The 15,183-nt window shown below is 42.4% G+C and carries 16 protein-coding genes; 14 read left to right on the top strand and 2 right to left on the bottom strand.

Annotation, left to right across the window (positions count from 1 at the left end; genetic code table 11):
- Positions 1 to 72: 72 nt before the first annotated feature.
- From dtd to HFD85_RS14625, 3 genes are all read left to right on the top strand, one after another.
- Positions 73 to 528 carry a D-aminoacyl-tRNA deacylase gene (gene dtd / locus HFD85_RS14635; RefSeq protein WP_167611312.1) on the top strand — a complete coding sequence of 152 codons (456 nt, stop codon included), beginning with the start codon at positions 73 to 75 and terminating at the stop codon, positions 526 to 528.
- 77 nt (positions 529 to 605) lie between these two features.
- Positions 606 to 947: a nucleotide pyrophosphohydrolase gene (locus HFD85_RS14630; RefSeq protein ID WP_167611309.1), complete on the top strand. Its 342-nt coding sequence runs from the start codon at positions 606 to 608 to the stop codon at positions 945 to 947.
- Positions 948 to 1,196: 249 nt separating this feature from the next.
- Entirely contained in the window at positions 1,197 to 2,216 is a 1,020-nt protein-coding gene (locus HFD85_RS14625) for a branched-chain amino acid aminotransferase (RefSeq protein WP_167611306.1), read from the top strand.
- 329 nt (positions 2,217 to 2,545) lie between these two features.
- On the opposite strand, the gene HFD85_RS14620 is transcribed toward HFD85_RS14625, so the two are convergent.
- On the bottom strand, positions 2,546 to 2,983 hold the full coding sequence (locus HFD85_RS14620; protein ID WP_167611303.1) for a transposase: 438 nt from the start codon (positions 2,981 to 2,983) through the stop codon (positions 2,546 to 2,548).
- A gap of 302 nt (positions 2,984 to 3,285) precedes the next feature.
- Between HFD85_RS14620 and HFD85_RS14615 the strand changes: the two genes are divergently transcribed.
- From HFD85_RS14615 to HFD85_RS14600, 4 genes are all read left to right on the top strand, one after another.
- Complete coding sequence (locus HFD85_RS14615) at positions 3,286 to 3,771, top strand: RNA polymerase sigma factor (protein WP_167611300.1); 486 nt, start codon at positions 3,286 to 3,288, stop codon at positions 3,769 to 3,771.
- Positions 3,772 to 3,788: 17 nt separating this feature from the next.
- Entirely contained in the window at positions 3,789 to 4,829 is a 1,041-nt protein-coding gene (locus tag HFD85_RS14610) for a hypothetical protein (protein WP_167611297.1), read from the top strand.
- Positions 4,830 to 4,943: 114 nt separating this feature from the next.
- On the top strand, positions 4,944 to 5,879 hold the full coding sequence (locus tag HFD85_RS14605; RefSeq protein WP_167611294.1) for an outer membrane beta-barrel protein: 936 nt from the start codon (positions 4,944 to 4,946) through the stop codon (positions 5,877 to 5,879).
- 105 nt (positions 5,880 to 5,984) lie between these two features.
- Positions 5,985 to 6,575, top strand: coding sequence for a methyltransferase family protein (locus tag HFD85_RS14600; RefSeq protein ID WP_167611291.1), 591 nt, complete (start codon positions 5,985 to 5,987; stop codon positions 6,573 to 6,575).
- Positions 6,576 to 6,633: 58 nt separating this feature from the next.
- Here the strand turns inward: HFD85_RS14600 and HFD85_RS14595 are convergent, their stop codons facing one another.
- Complete coding sequence (locus HFD85_RS14595) at positions 6,634 to 8,280, bottom strand: amidohydrolase (protein WP_167611289.1); 1,647 nt, start codon at positions 8,278 to 8,280, stop codon at positions 6,634 to 6,636.
- A 151-nt stretch (positions 8,281 to 8,431) separates the two neighbouring features.
- On the opposite strand from HFD85_RS14595, the gene HFD85_RS14590 reads away from it, so the two are divergent.
- From HFD85_RS14590 to hemE, 7 genes are all read left to right on the top strand, one after another.
- The gene (locus HFD85_RS14590) at positions 8,432 to 8,764 is read left to right on the top strand and encodes a hypothetical protein (protein WP_167611287.1); all 333 of its coding nucleotides are present in this window, start codon (positions 8,432 to 8,434) and stop codon (positions 8,762 to 8,764) included.
- Positions 8,765 to 8,851: 87 nt separating this feature from the next.
- Entirely contained in the window at positions 8,852 to 10,123 is a 1,272-nt protein-coding gene (gene hemA / locus HFD85_RS14585) for a glutamyl-tRNA reductase (protein ID WP_167611284.1), read from the top strand.
- Between the two features lie 11 nt (positions 10,124 to 10,134).
- Complete coding sequence (gene hemC, locus HFD85_RS14580) at positions 10,135 to 11,058, top strand: hydroxymethylbilane synthase (protein WP_167611280.1); 924 nt, start codon at positions 10,135 to 10,137, stop codon at positions 11,056 to 11,058.
- Between the two features lie 8 nt (positions 11,059 to 11,066).
- On the top strand, positions 11,067 to 11,843 hold the full coding sequence (locus HFD85_RS14575; protein WP_167611276.1) for a uroporphyrinogen-III synthase: 777 nt from the start codon (positions 11,067 to 11,069) through the stop codon (positions 11,841 to 11,843).
- Positions 11,844 to 11,845: 2 nt separating this feature from the next.
- Positions 11,846 to 12,817, top strand: a complete 972-nt coding sequence (hemB, locus tag HFD85_RS14570) for a porphobilinogen synthase (RefSeq protein ID WP_167611274.1) — start codon at positions 11,846 to 11,848, stop codon at positions 12,815 to 12,817.
- A 17-nt stretch (positions 12,818 to 12,834) separates the two neighbouring features.
- Positions 12,835 to 14,130 (top strand): glutamate-1-semialdehyde 2,1-aminomutase, encoded by a 1,296-nt coding sequence (hemL, locus tag HFD85_RS14565; protein WP_167611271.1) that lies wholly within the window; start codon positions 12,835 to 12,837, stop codon positions 14,128 to 14,130.
- Between the two features lie 6 nt (positions 14,131 to 14,136).
- Positions 14,137 to 15,174, top strand: coding sequence for a uroporphyrinogen decarboxylase (gene hemE / locus HFD85_RS14560; RefSeq protein WP_167611268.1), 1,038 nt, complete (start codon positions 14,137 to 14,139; stop codon positions 15,172 to 15,174).
- Positions 15,175 to 15,183 lie beyond the last annotated feature (9 nt).

The following is a 15,183-nucleotide window of genomic DNA, read 5'->3' as shown; positions in this document are numbered from 1 at the left end:
AACAGCAATATTAAATAAAAGTTGAGAGAATCCTTCGATTTTTTACCTTAGTCGAATAAAAGCAGAAAAATCATGCGCGTTGTTATTCAAAAAGTAAAACAAGCTTCGGTCACGGTTGAAGGCGAAAAAATCTCTTCGATCGGGCCAGGACTCTTGGTTCTGGTCGGGATTGAAGGCGAAGATACTGATGACGACATTGCTTACCTGGTAAAAAAGATCGTTCAGCTAAGGGTGTTTGACGATGAAAATGGAGTGATGAACCTTTCGGTGACTGATGTTGAAGGCGATATCATCGTAGTGAGTCAGTTTACACTGCACGCCAGCACTAAAAAAGGCAACCGCCCCTCGTATATCCGTGCAGCCCGGCCGGAGTATTCAATTCCGATGTACGAGAAATTTGTTACAGAAACTTCTTCTGCACTCGGAAAAAAAGTAGGTACCGGTAAATTTGGTGCCATGATGGATGTAGCGTTGATAAATGATGGTCCGGTAACCATTATCATCGATTCGAAACAAAAAGAATTTTAGCAGAAATAATTCCTAATCCCAGTTTTTATATGAATATTGGGATCGTAATCCCAATTTTATACTTTTTACAGAAAATCATGAATACTAAAACACTCACGCTTCCTGAAGCCCAGCAGCAAGTTGACCAATGGATAACAACCATTGGCGTGCGTTATTTCAGCGAACTCACCAATATGGCGATACTCACCGAAGAAGTGGGCGAACTGGCCCGGATAATGGCGCGTAAATACGGTGATCAGTCGTTTAAAAAATCAGATGAAGAATATAACCTGGCCGATGAAATGGCTGATGTGCTTTGGGTGCTCATCTGTTTAGCCAACCAAACCGGTGTAGATTTAAACGAGGCCTTTTTAAAAAACATGGCTAAAAAAACAGCGCGCGATAAAGATCGCCATCAGAATAATGAGAAATTAAAATAAGAAAAATGCTCTTTCCCGCTGATTTTTAATTTTGAAGCAAAAGCCCTTCAATACTTCCAAATTCACAAAAATAAATAGCGTAATCCCGTTGATTCCGAATTTGCATTTATTACTTATACGTTATAAAACATTTATACCAAAAGGGTTTCATGACGAATATGCTATTCTAATAACAGAAAATTTCCTTACTTTGCTCATGCAACAAAAGTTGCATTTATTATCAGAAACTAGCAAGACTTAAAAGCAAATATGGAAAATCTCGATTGGAAAAATCTCGGTTTTGGATACCGCGACGCAGATTTCAACGTGCGCTGCTATTACCGTAATGGTGAGTGGGGCGAACTGGAAGTAAGCGATTCAAATACAATTAATATACACATGTCGGCAACGGCATTGCATTACGGACAGGAAGCTTTTGAAGGATTAAAGGCCTTTAAAGGGAAAGACGGCAAAATCCGCATTTTCCGCATGGACGAAAATGCAAAACGTATGCAAAATTCATCGGATGGAATTCTGATGGCCAAGTTGCCCATTGATAAATTTATGGATGCCGTTCGTCTGGCAGTTAAGAAAAACGAACGCTTTGTTCCGCCATACGACAGCGGAGCAGCTTTATACATTCGTCCGCTGCTGATTGGTACCGGTCCGCAAATTGGCGTGAAACCTGCCGATGAATACCTGTTTATGGTATTTGTAATGCCGGTTGGACCATACTTCCCTGAAGGATTTAAACCTACAAACCTGGTCATTTACCGCGAATACGACCGCGCTGCACCACAGGGAACCGGTAAGTACAAAGTAGGCGGAAACTACGCAGCCAGCATGTACGAAGGCAAAAAAGCAAAGCAGGAAGGATTTTCGGCTGTGCTTTACCTCGATAGCAAAGAAAAAAAATACCTCGACGAATGTGGCCCTGCCAACTTCTTCGGGATCAGGAATAACACCTACATTACTCCGGAGTCGGATTCGATTTTACCATCTATCACCAACAAAAGCCTGATCGTTCTGGCCGAAGAAATGGGATTAAAGGTTGAACGCCGCAAAGTACCGTACGAAGAACTGGCCGAATTTGAAGAAGTTGGTGCCTGCGGAACTGCTGCCGTAATTTCTCCGATTAAAGGCGTTTACGATGCCGATAACGACCGGTGGTTTAAGTACGGCAACCAGGAAGAAGCCGGCGAATGGTCGACAAAACTGTACAATAAACTACGTGCCATCCAATATGGCGACGAGCCCGATACGTATGGTTGGGTAGAAATTATTGAATAGATTGTTTACACGATAGATCAAAAACCGTTTTTCGAAAGAAGAGCGGTTTTTTTCTATTCCCAGAATTTGAATAAGGTTAAACTTGACTTTGAATTTCTGAGGCTACTAAGGTTTTATAAAATCCAAATAAGGTTTTTCAGTAATTCTGTCCAGGAAGTTCATTCATTATCTAAAAGAAGCTTTTAATTCAAAAATTGGTTTTCAACTTATCGATTATGAACAACTTAGAATAACCAAAGAATCAAAACCTTATTCTTTAAAAACTAACCTTAGTAGAATAATTTGCACAATTACAAACCAAACCTTATTAACCTTAATTAGCGCAAATACTAACTTTTTATTCCGCTTTGATAATGCTTTACAAACTTCTGATATTCTTCCTCAAAAGTTGTTCTTTTATGATGCTCCGCTTGTTTTAAAATATATTTACATACACCATCTACATCCGATTTTGAAACTGAGAATGCCGATACGGATTCCTGCCATGAAAATCTTCCGGCAACCAGTTTATTCGAATTAATGAATCGTTCTGAACTATTCGCAACAATGGTGAGCAACTCTTCTTCAGAAATCTTTGGTGATCGTGAAATTATGAAATGAACATGTTCCGGATTGGCATATATCGCGTACAGTTTAGAGTTGTGATGCGCAACAATTCCTGTAATGTATTTTTCAATTCTTTCCCTGTTATTTTCGGGAATAACCGGCATTCGCTGGTAAGTGGTTAAGATAAAATGTGTGCAAAGATTGTTGTATTCGATTTTCATGTTTGATAAGGTTAATAAGGTTTAAATTTTATGCAATTATCTGATCTACTAAGGTTTATTCAAACTAAAATAAGGTTTTTATCTGTGAAATAAAACTGCAATTTGTGATGCGCTAATTCAGTACTATATTGAACTAAAGCCAACCTTATTCTGCAAAACGAACCTTAGTAGATTAATTAGCTCGATCAGAATTAAACCTTATTAAGCTTATTGAAGGCTGATAGAAAATGGCTAATTTCAAAATTACCTGTAACTTACCTGAGACTTATCCGTCGTATACATGTAAATGCCTCAGAAAACTAATGACAAGAGACGAATACAACCAGGCTGTTGACGACTACTCTGACCGATTGTTTCGGTTTGTGCTGAAAAGTATAAAGGATGCCTACAAAGCTGAAGACATTGTGCAGGACAGTTATGAAAAACTGTGGAAGAACGTGGATAATGTGAATGCCGGCAAAGTGAAATCGTACCTTTTCACAACCGCATACCATACCATGATCGACCGTATTCGGAAAGAAAAAAATTCGGTATTTACCGAAGAGATTAGCATGCCGGAACAAGGCCGTGAAAACAGTTATTCGGACTTGAGTGAAATATTGAAAGAAGCAGTGGACCGCCTTCCCGAAATTCAGCGAATGGTGTTGCTGCTGCGCGATTACGAAGGCTATAATTACAAAGAGATCGGAGAACTGACCAAGCTAAGCGAAGCACAGGTGAAAGTTTACATTTACCGTGCTCGGGTATTTTTGAAAAAGTATATCGGAAGCATTGAAGCTGTAGCTTAAAAGGAGAGGAGAGCGAGATGGATATTACACGAAAAAATTACGAAGCTTATTTTGTCGATTACCTCGAAGGTAAGCTCGATGAAAAACTGGTCGACGCATTTATAGAGTTTTTACAGAAAAATCCCGACCTGAAGGAAGAATTGAAGCTTTTCGAATCGGTAGAAGCCGTTCCGGAACATACAACTTATACAAAAAAAGACAAGCTGTACAAAGCTAAATACGACGAGGAGGATGCTTTTAATTTTGCCGCTATTGCCAACCTTGAAGGCGATATTTCTGGTAAGGAAAAAAGAGAATTTGAAAACTACCTGTCTGCTCATCCCGAAAAACAGGAAGACATCGGGCTGTTCAGTAAAACCATACTTACTGCCAACGAAAACATTCAGTTTGAACACAAAAACAGACTTTATAAAAAACCAGTACGAAAAGTGTTGTTTATGTGGGCCGGAAGAGTGGCAGCAGTATTGATTTTGGCTCTTGCCGTTTTCAGTTTGATAAATACCAGCAACGACAACGTTTCACCAGACAACCAACTTGCTCAGGTTGAAGACAAAACCAACACTGTTGAAACTATCCAAAAGGAAGAAGTTAGCACTCCGGTTCAAAAAACAGAACCGGAACCAGAGGTAAAACAGATTGAAGAACCGATACTTGAAAAAGACATTCAGGAAGAACAATTGACTCCGAAAACAATTGAAATAAAAACAGATAAACTGGAAAAACAGGAATTGATTCCAATGCGCGAACCGATTGAAGCGCTGCCTGAAATGAATCCGATTATGGCCTCAATTGATGTTCAGAATCCGAAAGCCAGGCTGGCTACAATGACCTTGATTTACGAGGTGGATTATCCGGAAGAAGAGCATTTACTGGCCGACAATTTAAAGGAAAAACTGAGCATTGAAAAAATTACAAAAGCAGGTTTAAATTTGGTAACCAGTATTTCGAATGAACGCTTTACTTACCAAACCGACAACAGCGGAAAAGTAACTGAATACAACTATGAGTCACGGTTGCTGGCGTTCACCATTCCTTCGGGGAAACAAGAAACTGAATAGAATTTTATTAAATATTTTAAAGAAAAAGTTGCCTGACAGCAACTTTTTTTATTTCCTGTAACTTTTCACATATGCTGTCCGTCACAGCTTCAGAACATTAAAACTAGAATGAAAATGAAACAATTATTGACCTTTATTTTTTGCGGATTACTGGCAGTAAACAGCTTCGCGCAAAACGATACTACCAAGGTAGACGTAATGAAAAAAAATGTGGTAACCGTGGTTGAAGACGGCGACCGCGTTGAAGTAGCAGTTGGAAATGGCGTTGAAGTAATTACCGACGACTGGGGCGATACCACTCATATCCGTGTAGGCCGCCGTACTTTTAAAGTTATCGACGGGCACAACGGCACCTACGTTAAAGTTGAAAAAGATGTACACCGGCAGAAATGGTCGGGTCGCTTTAATCCACACTGGGCCGGATTGGAAGTTGGAGTTAACGTAATGACCGGCGCCGACTATTCACTCTATGATGGCGAATACGACGAATTTGGCGATTTTATGGACCTGAATGTTGGGAAATCACTGACTTGGAACCTGAATATTATGGAGTTTGCGTTTAAAAACGAGCGCAAAACTTTTGGAGTTGTTACCGGCCTGGGATTCAGTTTTACCGACTATGCTTTCAACGACCCGATAACCTTGCAAAAAGAAGGAACTCCACCCATTACGGTTCCGCTTTATCTGCCCAACGATAACGATGGACGTGGCATAAAAAAATCGAAATTACATGTTAATTACATCACCGCTCCGTTGATGCTCGAAGTTAAAACTCCGCTTCGCATGGGCAGCTCACGTTTGTACCTTGCGGGTGGTGTTATCGGCAGTCTTTACCTGGGCTCGCACACCAAATACAAATACTATAAAGGCGATAAAGAAAAATCGAAAAGCGGTTTTAACATCAACCAGTGGAAATACGAACTGACCGGCCGGATTGGCTTTGGCGACTTCTGTGTATTCGCTAACTACAGTATGACCTCGCTGTTCAAAGACGGCCGCGGACCTGAAGTTTATCCGCTGATGATCGGTATTTCATTTCCGAATATTTAAAGACAAACAAATAAATAATTTTCAAGTGTGTCCCCGGTAGCTTTACCGGGGATTTTATTTTTTGGCAGGGCTGATTAACTTAGCAGGAAAACACAGTTTCACCAAATGATATTGAACAGTACACCGTTTGCCGGATTTCTGCTGCTAGTATTAATCTTGATTTCCCGGGTTATTCACTTGCGTAAACAGGGTATTCAGCTTAGCTCAGTAGCAGGGCGTAAGAATAAGTTGATAATACCCGTTTTTGCTCTTATATTTCTGTTCTGGCTGTATGAAATCGTAAAACCTGTCTTTCATATTTCAGTTAATATACTCCCCGCAGCATTGACACAGAAACTTTTTGATTCCCAGATACTAATTATTACCGGCAGTATTCTTATTCTTGCTTCGCTGATTCTATGGACAATTACGCTTATTCATTTCAAGACCTCGCTACGTTTTGGACTCGATAATACCAACAACGGAAAACTGGTTACCAGCGGTATTTTTTCAGTAAGCCGCAATCCATTCTTTCTTTCGCTGGATGCTTATTTTTTAGGAACGGCGATGGTTTTTTTTAACCTCTTCTTCATGGTGTTTACAATTCTGGCACTGGTTGGTATTCACTTTTTTATTCTAAAAGAAGAACATTTTCTGGCTGAAAACTACGGAGAGGAATACAAAGAATATCAGCAAAAAACCCGAAGGTATTTGTAACAAAACAGGCTAATTCATTGGGTAGTTACAGTTTTGTATGCTTATAGATATGATCGGCCTATAATTCCATGGATTTTTCAAACACCTTTTCGCCTGCACTCCAGGTACTTTCAATTTTGGCATCGAGCACATCCTGTGGCGAAGCCGTCATCAGGTCGGTATCCAGGACCACAAAATCGGCCCACATTCCGGGAACAAGCTGTCCTTTTTCATTTTCTTCGAAGGAAGATTTAGCCGCCCAACTTGTCATTGCACGAAGCGTTTGCTCGCGCGACCAGCCTTCATCGATGTGCCAGCCACCTTCGGGCGAACCTTCGTGATCGGTGCGAAATACTGCCGAATAAAAAGTATAAAGCGGGTATATGTTTTCCACCGGGAAATCGGTTCCGGCAGGGATCCAATCGTTTTGTTTCAGCAAAGTCTGATACGCATAAGCGCCTTTAATTCGCTCCGGTCCTACCCGGTCTTCTGCCCAGGGCATATCGCTGGTGCAGTGTGTTGGCTGAACCGATGGAACAATCGAATACGTTCCGAACTTGTCGAAATCATCGGGATTGACAATCTGCGAATGTTCTACCCGCCAGCGACGATCGTTCTTTCCTTTCAGAAATTTTGCGTAGGTATCCAACACCAGCTGGTTGCCACCGTCGCCAATGGCATGGGTTGCCATCACATAATTATTGTCGTACGCCAGCTGGCAGATTTTATCGTAAAACTCCTGGGTTTCAATTTGCAGACCTTTGTTTCCGGGATCGTCGGAATAATCTTCCAGCATCAATGCTCCTCTTGACCCCAGTGCTCCGTCGGCATAAATTTTAATGGTATTCACCAACAAGTGGTCGGTTTTATAAATTCCGGTTTTAACAAAGTGCTCAAAATTCTCCTCGGTTGGATCGAGCATGGCGTTAATCCGCATTTTCAACTCGCCTGATTTTTGCATTTCATCAAGCATTAAAACCACGTTTTTACTCAATCCGCAGTCGGTTACCGAAGTCAAACCGGCGGCAAAACAATTCTGTTGGGCTTCCAGCAATCCTTTTTCCTGTTGTTCGCGTGTAATTTCGGGAATAAACTTCCCCACCAATCCCATGGCATTATCGATGAAAATTCCGGTGGGTTCGCCATTCTTTACGACCACTTCTCCCCCGCTCACTTTGGTCTCTGCTGTTATTCCGGCTATTTCGAGCACTTTCGAGTTACACCAACCGGCATGTCCGTCAACCCGAACGAGGTACACGGGAATATCGGGGAACAATTCGTCAAGTTTTTCTTTGGTCGGAAATTCTTTTACATCCCAGTCGTTCTGATCCCAGCTGCGTCCAAGAATCCATTCGCCCCCAAATTTTTCATGGTGTTGTTTCAGAATTTCATAAATCTCTTCCGGACTTTTAGTGTCGCGCAAATCGGCAAACTGCATCAAATTGGTGGCATAGCCGTTAAAATGGCAATGCGCATCGTTAAATCCCGGATACACAAATTTTCCGGTTGCATCCACAACATTATCGCTTTTATAATCAGCCAGAATTTGCTCGGATGTTCCGGTGGCTACTATTTTTCCATCACTCACAGCTAATGCTTCTACTTTTGAAAAAGCCTCATCAACCGTATAAATCCCGGCATTCACAACAATTACATCAACTTGTTTTTTTGAACACGATACCATAGTTATCAACATTATTAAGGCAAATGCCAGGTTTAATCTCATCGTTTTAGACTATTTTTTATTGGATAAAAGTTTGCTTATTTCTATTCAAAACAAATATAAATTAAGCTTTCTGTTTTCTAAAACATAAAATGAATACTTTTGTGCATCAAGTTATTATTAACTTTGTTCGCTCAATAAAGATCAGAAGCAGATGTTTTCGGTTGGTATTTTTACAACACATATTCCTTATATCGCTTTTGTAGTGTTCTACGCCTGGATCTTGATTTTTGGTGTTGAAAAAGCTTCAAATGGTGAAATTCAGACTTCGGATAAGAAGTTTGTTACGGAATTTCGTGTTGAAAGAATCAACGCTTCAAACGGAGCTACTTTCCATTATAATCAAGCTGATTTCGAGAACGTTACTAACTTTTTGGTCTTTCATTTCAAGCCAAAAATAAAACACAAGTCGCGTGATTTTGCACTCTTCCATCACTGCGAGTGCATTTCTTCGCTTTCCAACAGGCCACCTCCGGTTTTCATTTAATTACTTCAAATGAAGAATCATTCTGAACTTATTAAGTACCAGATGGTTCTAAGATGTAAGCTTTCTAAAAACTGAAAAAATAATTTTATGATTGGCCTCATTGGTATAAGCTATAAAACAGCTCCAATTGACAAGCGTGAAAAATTCTCATTTGCCAAAGAAGAAATTGTTCCTTTTGCTGATTTTCTTTCAAAAGAAACCGGTATTTCCGATGTAGTGGTATTATCAACCTGCAACCGTACCGAAATTTATTTTTCACAAAACCATTTCGATCGCTTATCTGCCATCGAAAAAGTAATCGATGCATTCAAGCAATTTAAAGAAGCTGAAGGGGAATGTTCCCGCTATCTATATCACAGGTTCGATATTGCTGCAGTAAAACATTTGTTTAGTGTTGCCGCCGGCTTGGACTCCATGATCATTGGAGAAGACCAGATAATCGGGCAAATAAAAGATGCTTATTTGTATTGCACCGATGCCGGATTGACTGATGCGGTGTTAATGCGTCTGTTCCAAAAATCGTTCGAAGCTGGTAAACGTGCCCGAACAGAAACGGGCATAAAACTCGGTAACCTTTCGGTAAGTAGTACCGCTGTTGAAATGATAGCACAGGAATTGGGCGACCTTTCGACGAAATCGTTGCTGGTTGTTGGAACCGGCGACACCGGAAGTCTCGCACTTCAAAATATGGTTAAAAAAGGTATTGGCAAAACTTCTGTGATTAACCGCACCATGAAATCGGCTGAAAAAGTAGCCAGTAAATACAATTCGGAAGTGCTTAGCTTTTTGTCGTTGAAATCTCACCTGGCAAATCACGACATCGTAATAGTTGCCACCGGAGCTCCACATCACCTAATTACAGCCAAAATGGTGAGTAAGGCACAGGCAATCAATCCAAGGCCTCAGATTTATATCGACCTTTCTGTTCCGAGAAACATTGAAGAGAAAGTGGGTGAGCTGGACAACGTTAAGCTTTGTGCAGTTGACGATTTGCAGAAAACCGTGGAAGCAAATACGCAGAAAAGACAAGAAGCCGCTGAAAAAGCCGAACATATTATCGACGAAGTTGCTGAAGAATTTAACGAATGGGTGGTTAGCCGCTCACTGCGCCCGGCCATAAAATCGATCTCGAATAACCTGGAAGAAGTGTACCGCCAGGAACTGGAGAATTTCAAGCACATTGAATCGAAAGAAATTAAGCAGGCGGTTGATAACTACACGCGCCATATTACGCAACGTTACACACGTTTATTGATTAAAAACCTGAAGGATATTACCGACAACGGACGTAATACCGATTCGCTGCACATTATTAACGAGTTGTTCAAACTGGAAGAGAACAACCGGCGAAACAAATAGCAGACTTTCCAATGAAAAATAAGATAATGATTGGTACAAGGGGGAGTCAACTCGCCTTGTATCAGGCCTATAAAGTGAAAGACACTTTACTTGAAGCATTTCCCGAATTAGCGGTTGAAGTTGAAATCATCCATACCAAAGGCGATAAAATTCTGGATGTTGCCCTTTCGAAAATCGGCGACAAAGGACTTTTCACCAAAGAAATTGAAACAGCACTTTTAGAAGGCACCGTCGATATTGCGGTCCACAGTCTGAAAGATCTTCCCACCACTTTACCCGAAGGATTGAAACTGGGAGCTGTTTTGCCACGTGCCGAATTTCGCGATGCACTGGTAAGTAAAGACGGACGAAAACTCAGTGAACTCACCTCAAAAGATGTGATAGCCACATCGAGTTTGAGAAGAATTGCAGGACTTCGCCGAATCAATAAGGATTTTACCATTGTTGATATCCGTGGAAACGTAAATACCCGTCTTAAAAAAATGGAAGAAGGTTACTGCGACGCCATGATAATGGCAGCTGCCGGTTTACAACGTCTGGAACTGGATGAATACATCACCGAAGTTCTGGAACCTGAAGTGATGATCCCGGCAACCAGTCAGGGTGTAATTGCCATCGAATCAAGAATCAATGATCCCGAAGTGGATGCTGTTTTGGCACAAATCAACGATCAGGCTTCGTGGGATGCCATTGAAGTAGAACGCGGTTTCCTGCGCAGCATCGAAGGCGGTTGCCAGGTGCCGGTGGGTTGTTACACCAAAACTGAAGGTGATTCAATTACGATTACCGGTTTTGTGGCTTCCATCGATGGCTCTGAATATTTGCTCGACAGCGAATCGGGACCGGTAGCTGACGGAGAAAAAATCGGAATAAGACTGTCTGATAAGTTAGTTGCAAAAGGCGCCACAAGAATATTAGACGAGATCAGAAAATAATGAGTGCTGTGCTCCAAAATAAGCTGTTTATTTCCACCCGGCCGCAGGGGCAGTCGGATGAATTAAAACGTCTGTTCGAAGCAGAAGGAGCGCAGTTATTGGAATTACCGCTGATCAGGATCAAACCGCTTGAATTAAGCAAAGACGATTCACTCATTTTTGACACACTCAACCGTTTCGATTGGTTGATACTAACCAGCCCAAACGGAGTGCGTTCATTTTTTGAAAGCCTGAAAGAAAAAGGGATTGATTCACTTACGGCCGGTATTCAAATCGGAGTCATCGGGAAGAAAACCCAGAAAGTTCTTAACACTTTTGGCTACAAACCGGCTTTTGTAAATCCCGGAAATACCGCGGAAGAATTTGTAGCCGCATTTATTCCGAAAATTCAAAACTGCTCAGAAAAACCACAGATACTTCTTGCCCTTGGAAACCTGGCAAGAACAGTCATTCAAGACGAACTAAAAGAGTATGCAACTTGTACACGCATAAATGTTTACGAAACAGTTATGCCGGATTATACGGATGAAAAAACGCTTCAGTTAATTCGCGAAAACCGCTACGAGATGCTTATTTTCACCAGTCCGTCCACCATTCAAAATTTTATGAAACTTCATTTAAACATTCCTGCTGAAGATGTGCGTATTGCCTGCATCGGTGACATCACCGCCCATGAAGCAAAAAACCGGGGCATAACACCACTGGTTGTGGCAGAAGATGCTTCAGCACAAGGAATTGTTGATGCAATAATTCATTATTATTCAAAAAAACTTAAAAAACTATAGTTATGCAATTTCCAGTAACAAGACTTCGTCGTCTGCGCAGAAATGCCGTCATCAGAGACATGGTACGCGAAACATTCTTAAACCGTCACGACCTGATTATGCCGCTTTTTGTGTGCCCCGGTACAAAAGTTGATAATCCGATTTCTTCGATGCCCGGCAACTCGCAGCTTTCGGTTGATCTTTTGGTTGAAAAAGGAAAAGAACTGTTCGACAAAGGTGTGCAATCGATATTGCTTTTCGGTATTCCGGAAACAAAAGACGAAACGGGGGATGTGGCTTGTCAACACAATGGAATTGTACAACAGGCTGCCCGTGCACTGAAAAAAGCCGTGCCGGAACTCTACCTCATCGCCGATGTTTGTAACTGCGAATACACCACGCACGGCCACTGCGGAACAATCGTAAATGGCGATGTGGACAACGATTTGACACTACATACACTGGCTCACCAATCAGTTTCTCTGGTGGAATCCGGAATTGATATGATTGCGCCCAGCGATATGATGGATGGCCGCGTTGGAGCCATTCGCACGGCACTCGATAAGAATGGATATCACAACACGCCAATCATGGCCTATTCAGCAAAATATGCTTCGGCATTTTACGGCCCGTTCCGCGAGGCAGCAGAAAGTGCGCCGCAATTTGGCGACCGCAAAACCTACCAGATGGACCCGGCCAACGGCGATGAAGCACTTCGCGAAGTGGCTCTTGATATCCAGGAAGGCGCCGACATTGTTATGGTAAAACCTGCACTGAATTACATGGACATTATCCACCGCGTAAAAACCGGATTTAATATGCCGGTGGCTGCCTACAACGTAAGTGGCGAATTTGCGATGGTGAAAGCTGCAGCAGCCAAAGGCTGGATCGACGAAAAACGAATTGTGCATGAATTGCTTACAGGCCTGAAACGTGCCGGATCAGATCTGATCATTTCGTACCACACACAGGATATTATTGAAGATTTAAAATGATTTGAAAGTAAATTACCATGACATATCAAAAAAGTATAACAGCATTTGCTGAAGCACAAAAGCATATTCCGGGTGGTGTAAATTCACCCGTTCGTTCATTCAGAAGCGTTGGCGGAAATCCGCTGTTTATTGCCTCTGCTAAAGGCTCAAAAATTACCGATATCGACGGCAACGAATTTGTTGATTATGTAGGTTCGTGGGGCCCGATGATCCTGGGTCACACACATCCTAAGGTGGTGGCAGCCATTCAGGAAACAGCAGCCTTGGGAGCCAGTTTTGGCGCTCCTACACTGCTTGAAACCGAAGCCGCCTTGCAAATCAAAAAAATGGTTCCAAGTGTCGACAGTGTCCGGATGGTGAACTCGGGAACTGAAGCTACCATGAGTGCTTTGCGTCTGGCTCGTGGCTTTACCGGGCGCGATTTGGTGATTAAATTCGAAGGTTGTTACCACGGCCACAACGACAGTTTTCTGATCGAAGCCGGATCGGGTGCCTTAACTTTTGGCGTTCCAAACACTCCGGGCGTGACGAAAGGAACAGCACATGATACACTCACAGCCAAATACAACGACCTGGCTTCTGTTGAGCGCTTGTTTGAGCAAAACAAAGACAAGATAGCAGCAGTAATTCTTGAGCCGGTTACCGGAAACATGGGAGTTATTATTCCTGAAAAGTCATTTATTGAAGGCCTCCGCAATCTGTGCGACGAGAACAAAACGGTGCTTATCTTCGACGAGGTAATGACAGGATTCCGGGTATCAAAAGGCAGTGCGCAGGAAATTCTGGGCATCACCCCAGATTTGAGCACTTTCGGAAAAATTATTGGTGGCGGTCTTCCGGTTGGTGCCTACGGCGGAAGGCAGGAGATCATGGATATGCTCGCTCCAAAAGGGCCGGTTTACCAGGCCGGAACCTTGTCGGGAAATCCGCTGGCTATGGCTGCCGGATTAACCACGCTGCGTCTGCTCGATGAAACACCCAACTTTTATGAGGACCTGGAAAAATCGTCGGCACTGCTCGAAGAAGGCCTTCAGAACAATTTAGATGAACTGAAATTTAAAGGTGTAATTAACCGCGTTGGTTCGATGTTCACACTCTTCTTTACCGAAGAAGACAGCGTAAAATCGCTGGCTGATGTGAATAAGTGCGATACAAATTTATTTGCCCAGTATTTCAAATTGTCACTGGACAATGGAATTTATCTGGCGCCATCGCAGTACGAGGCCGGATTTGTTTCGGCAGCGCACAGCAAAGAAGACATTCAGAAAACCGTTGAAGCCAGTTACATGGCCTTAAAACAACTCAAAGGATAATCAGAAATGACAGAATCAATATTATTACAGACTTTAAAAGGAAAAGCGACCTCGCGTCCGCCAATGTGGTTTATGCGCCAGGCCGGCCGGGTTTTGCCGAATTACCTGAAGCTGAAGGAGAATTACACCTTCTGGCAAATGATGCAAAAACCGGAAGTTGCAGCCGAAGTTACATTGATGCCAATTTATGATTTGGGAGTGGATGCCGCCATTCTTTTTAGCGATATTCTGGTGATTCCGTACGCACTGGGAATGGGTCTCGATTTTACCGATGCCGGACCGGTTTTTGAGAAACCGCTGGCTGAACGAAGCAACCCGTTGGAAGGATTGAATCCCGATCCATCGAAACTCGACTACATTTACAAAGTTGTGGACGAGATCATCAAAACGCGTCCTGCCAATATTCCTTTGATCGGATTTTGCGGAGCTCCGCTTACCGTGTTGCTGTTTATGTTGCAGGGACTGGGACGAAAAGGCGATTTCCCGGATGCGATCAAGTTCATTTATCAGAATAAAGAAACAACAAAGAAACTGATTGAAGAACTTACTGATCTGTCGGTGATTTACGCACAGGAACAGATCAACCACGGCGTTGAAGTTTTTCAGTTGTTCGATACCCACGCCGGATTGATTCCGTTTGATTTATACGAAGAATTGTTCCTGCCGGCAACGAAAAGAATGGCAGAAGCTGTTCGTGAAAAAGATGTTCCGTTCATCTATTTCCCAAAAGGACTGGGAACCGGAATTGCATCCATCACACCTGATTATTGCGATTACCTGAGCATCGACTGGCAAACCTCGCTTCCAACTGCACGGAAACTGGTGCACAAAGATGTGGGCTTGCAGGGCAACATCGACCCACGGCTTTTGTATGCACCGCAGGATGAAATTGAAAAAGAATTGGAAAAATACATCAAGTTCGGAAGCGAAAATCAGAACTGGATCTTTAACCTGGGACATGGTTTTATTCCGGGTTTGCCTTACGAAAATGCAAAGTTCCTGGCCGACTGGGTAAAATCAGCCGACTGGAAAAGGTCCGTTTAATCGACAAAA

The sequence above is a fragment of the Maribellus sediminis genome, assembly GCF_011799805.1.
In the GTDB taxonomy this organism is placed as follows: Bacteria; Bacteroidota; Bacteroidia; order Bacteroidales; family Prolixibacteraceae; genus Draconibacterium; species Draconibacterium sediminis_A.
This window is presented reverse-complemented; position numbering and strand designations above follow the sequence as displayed.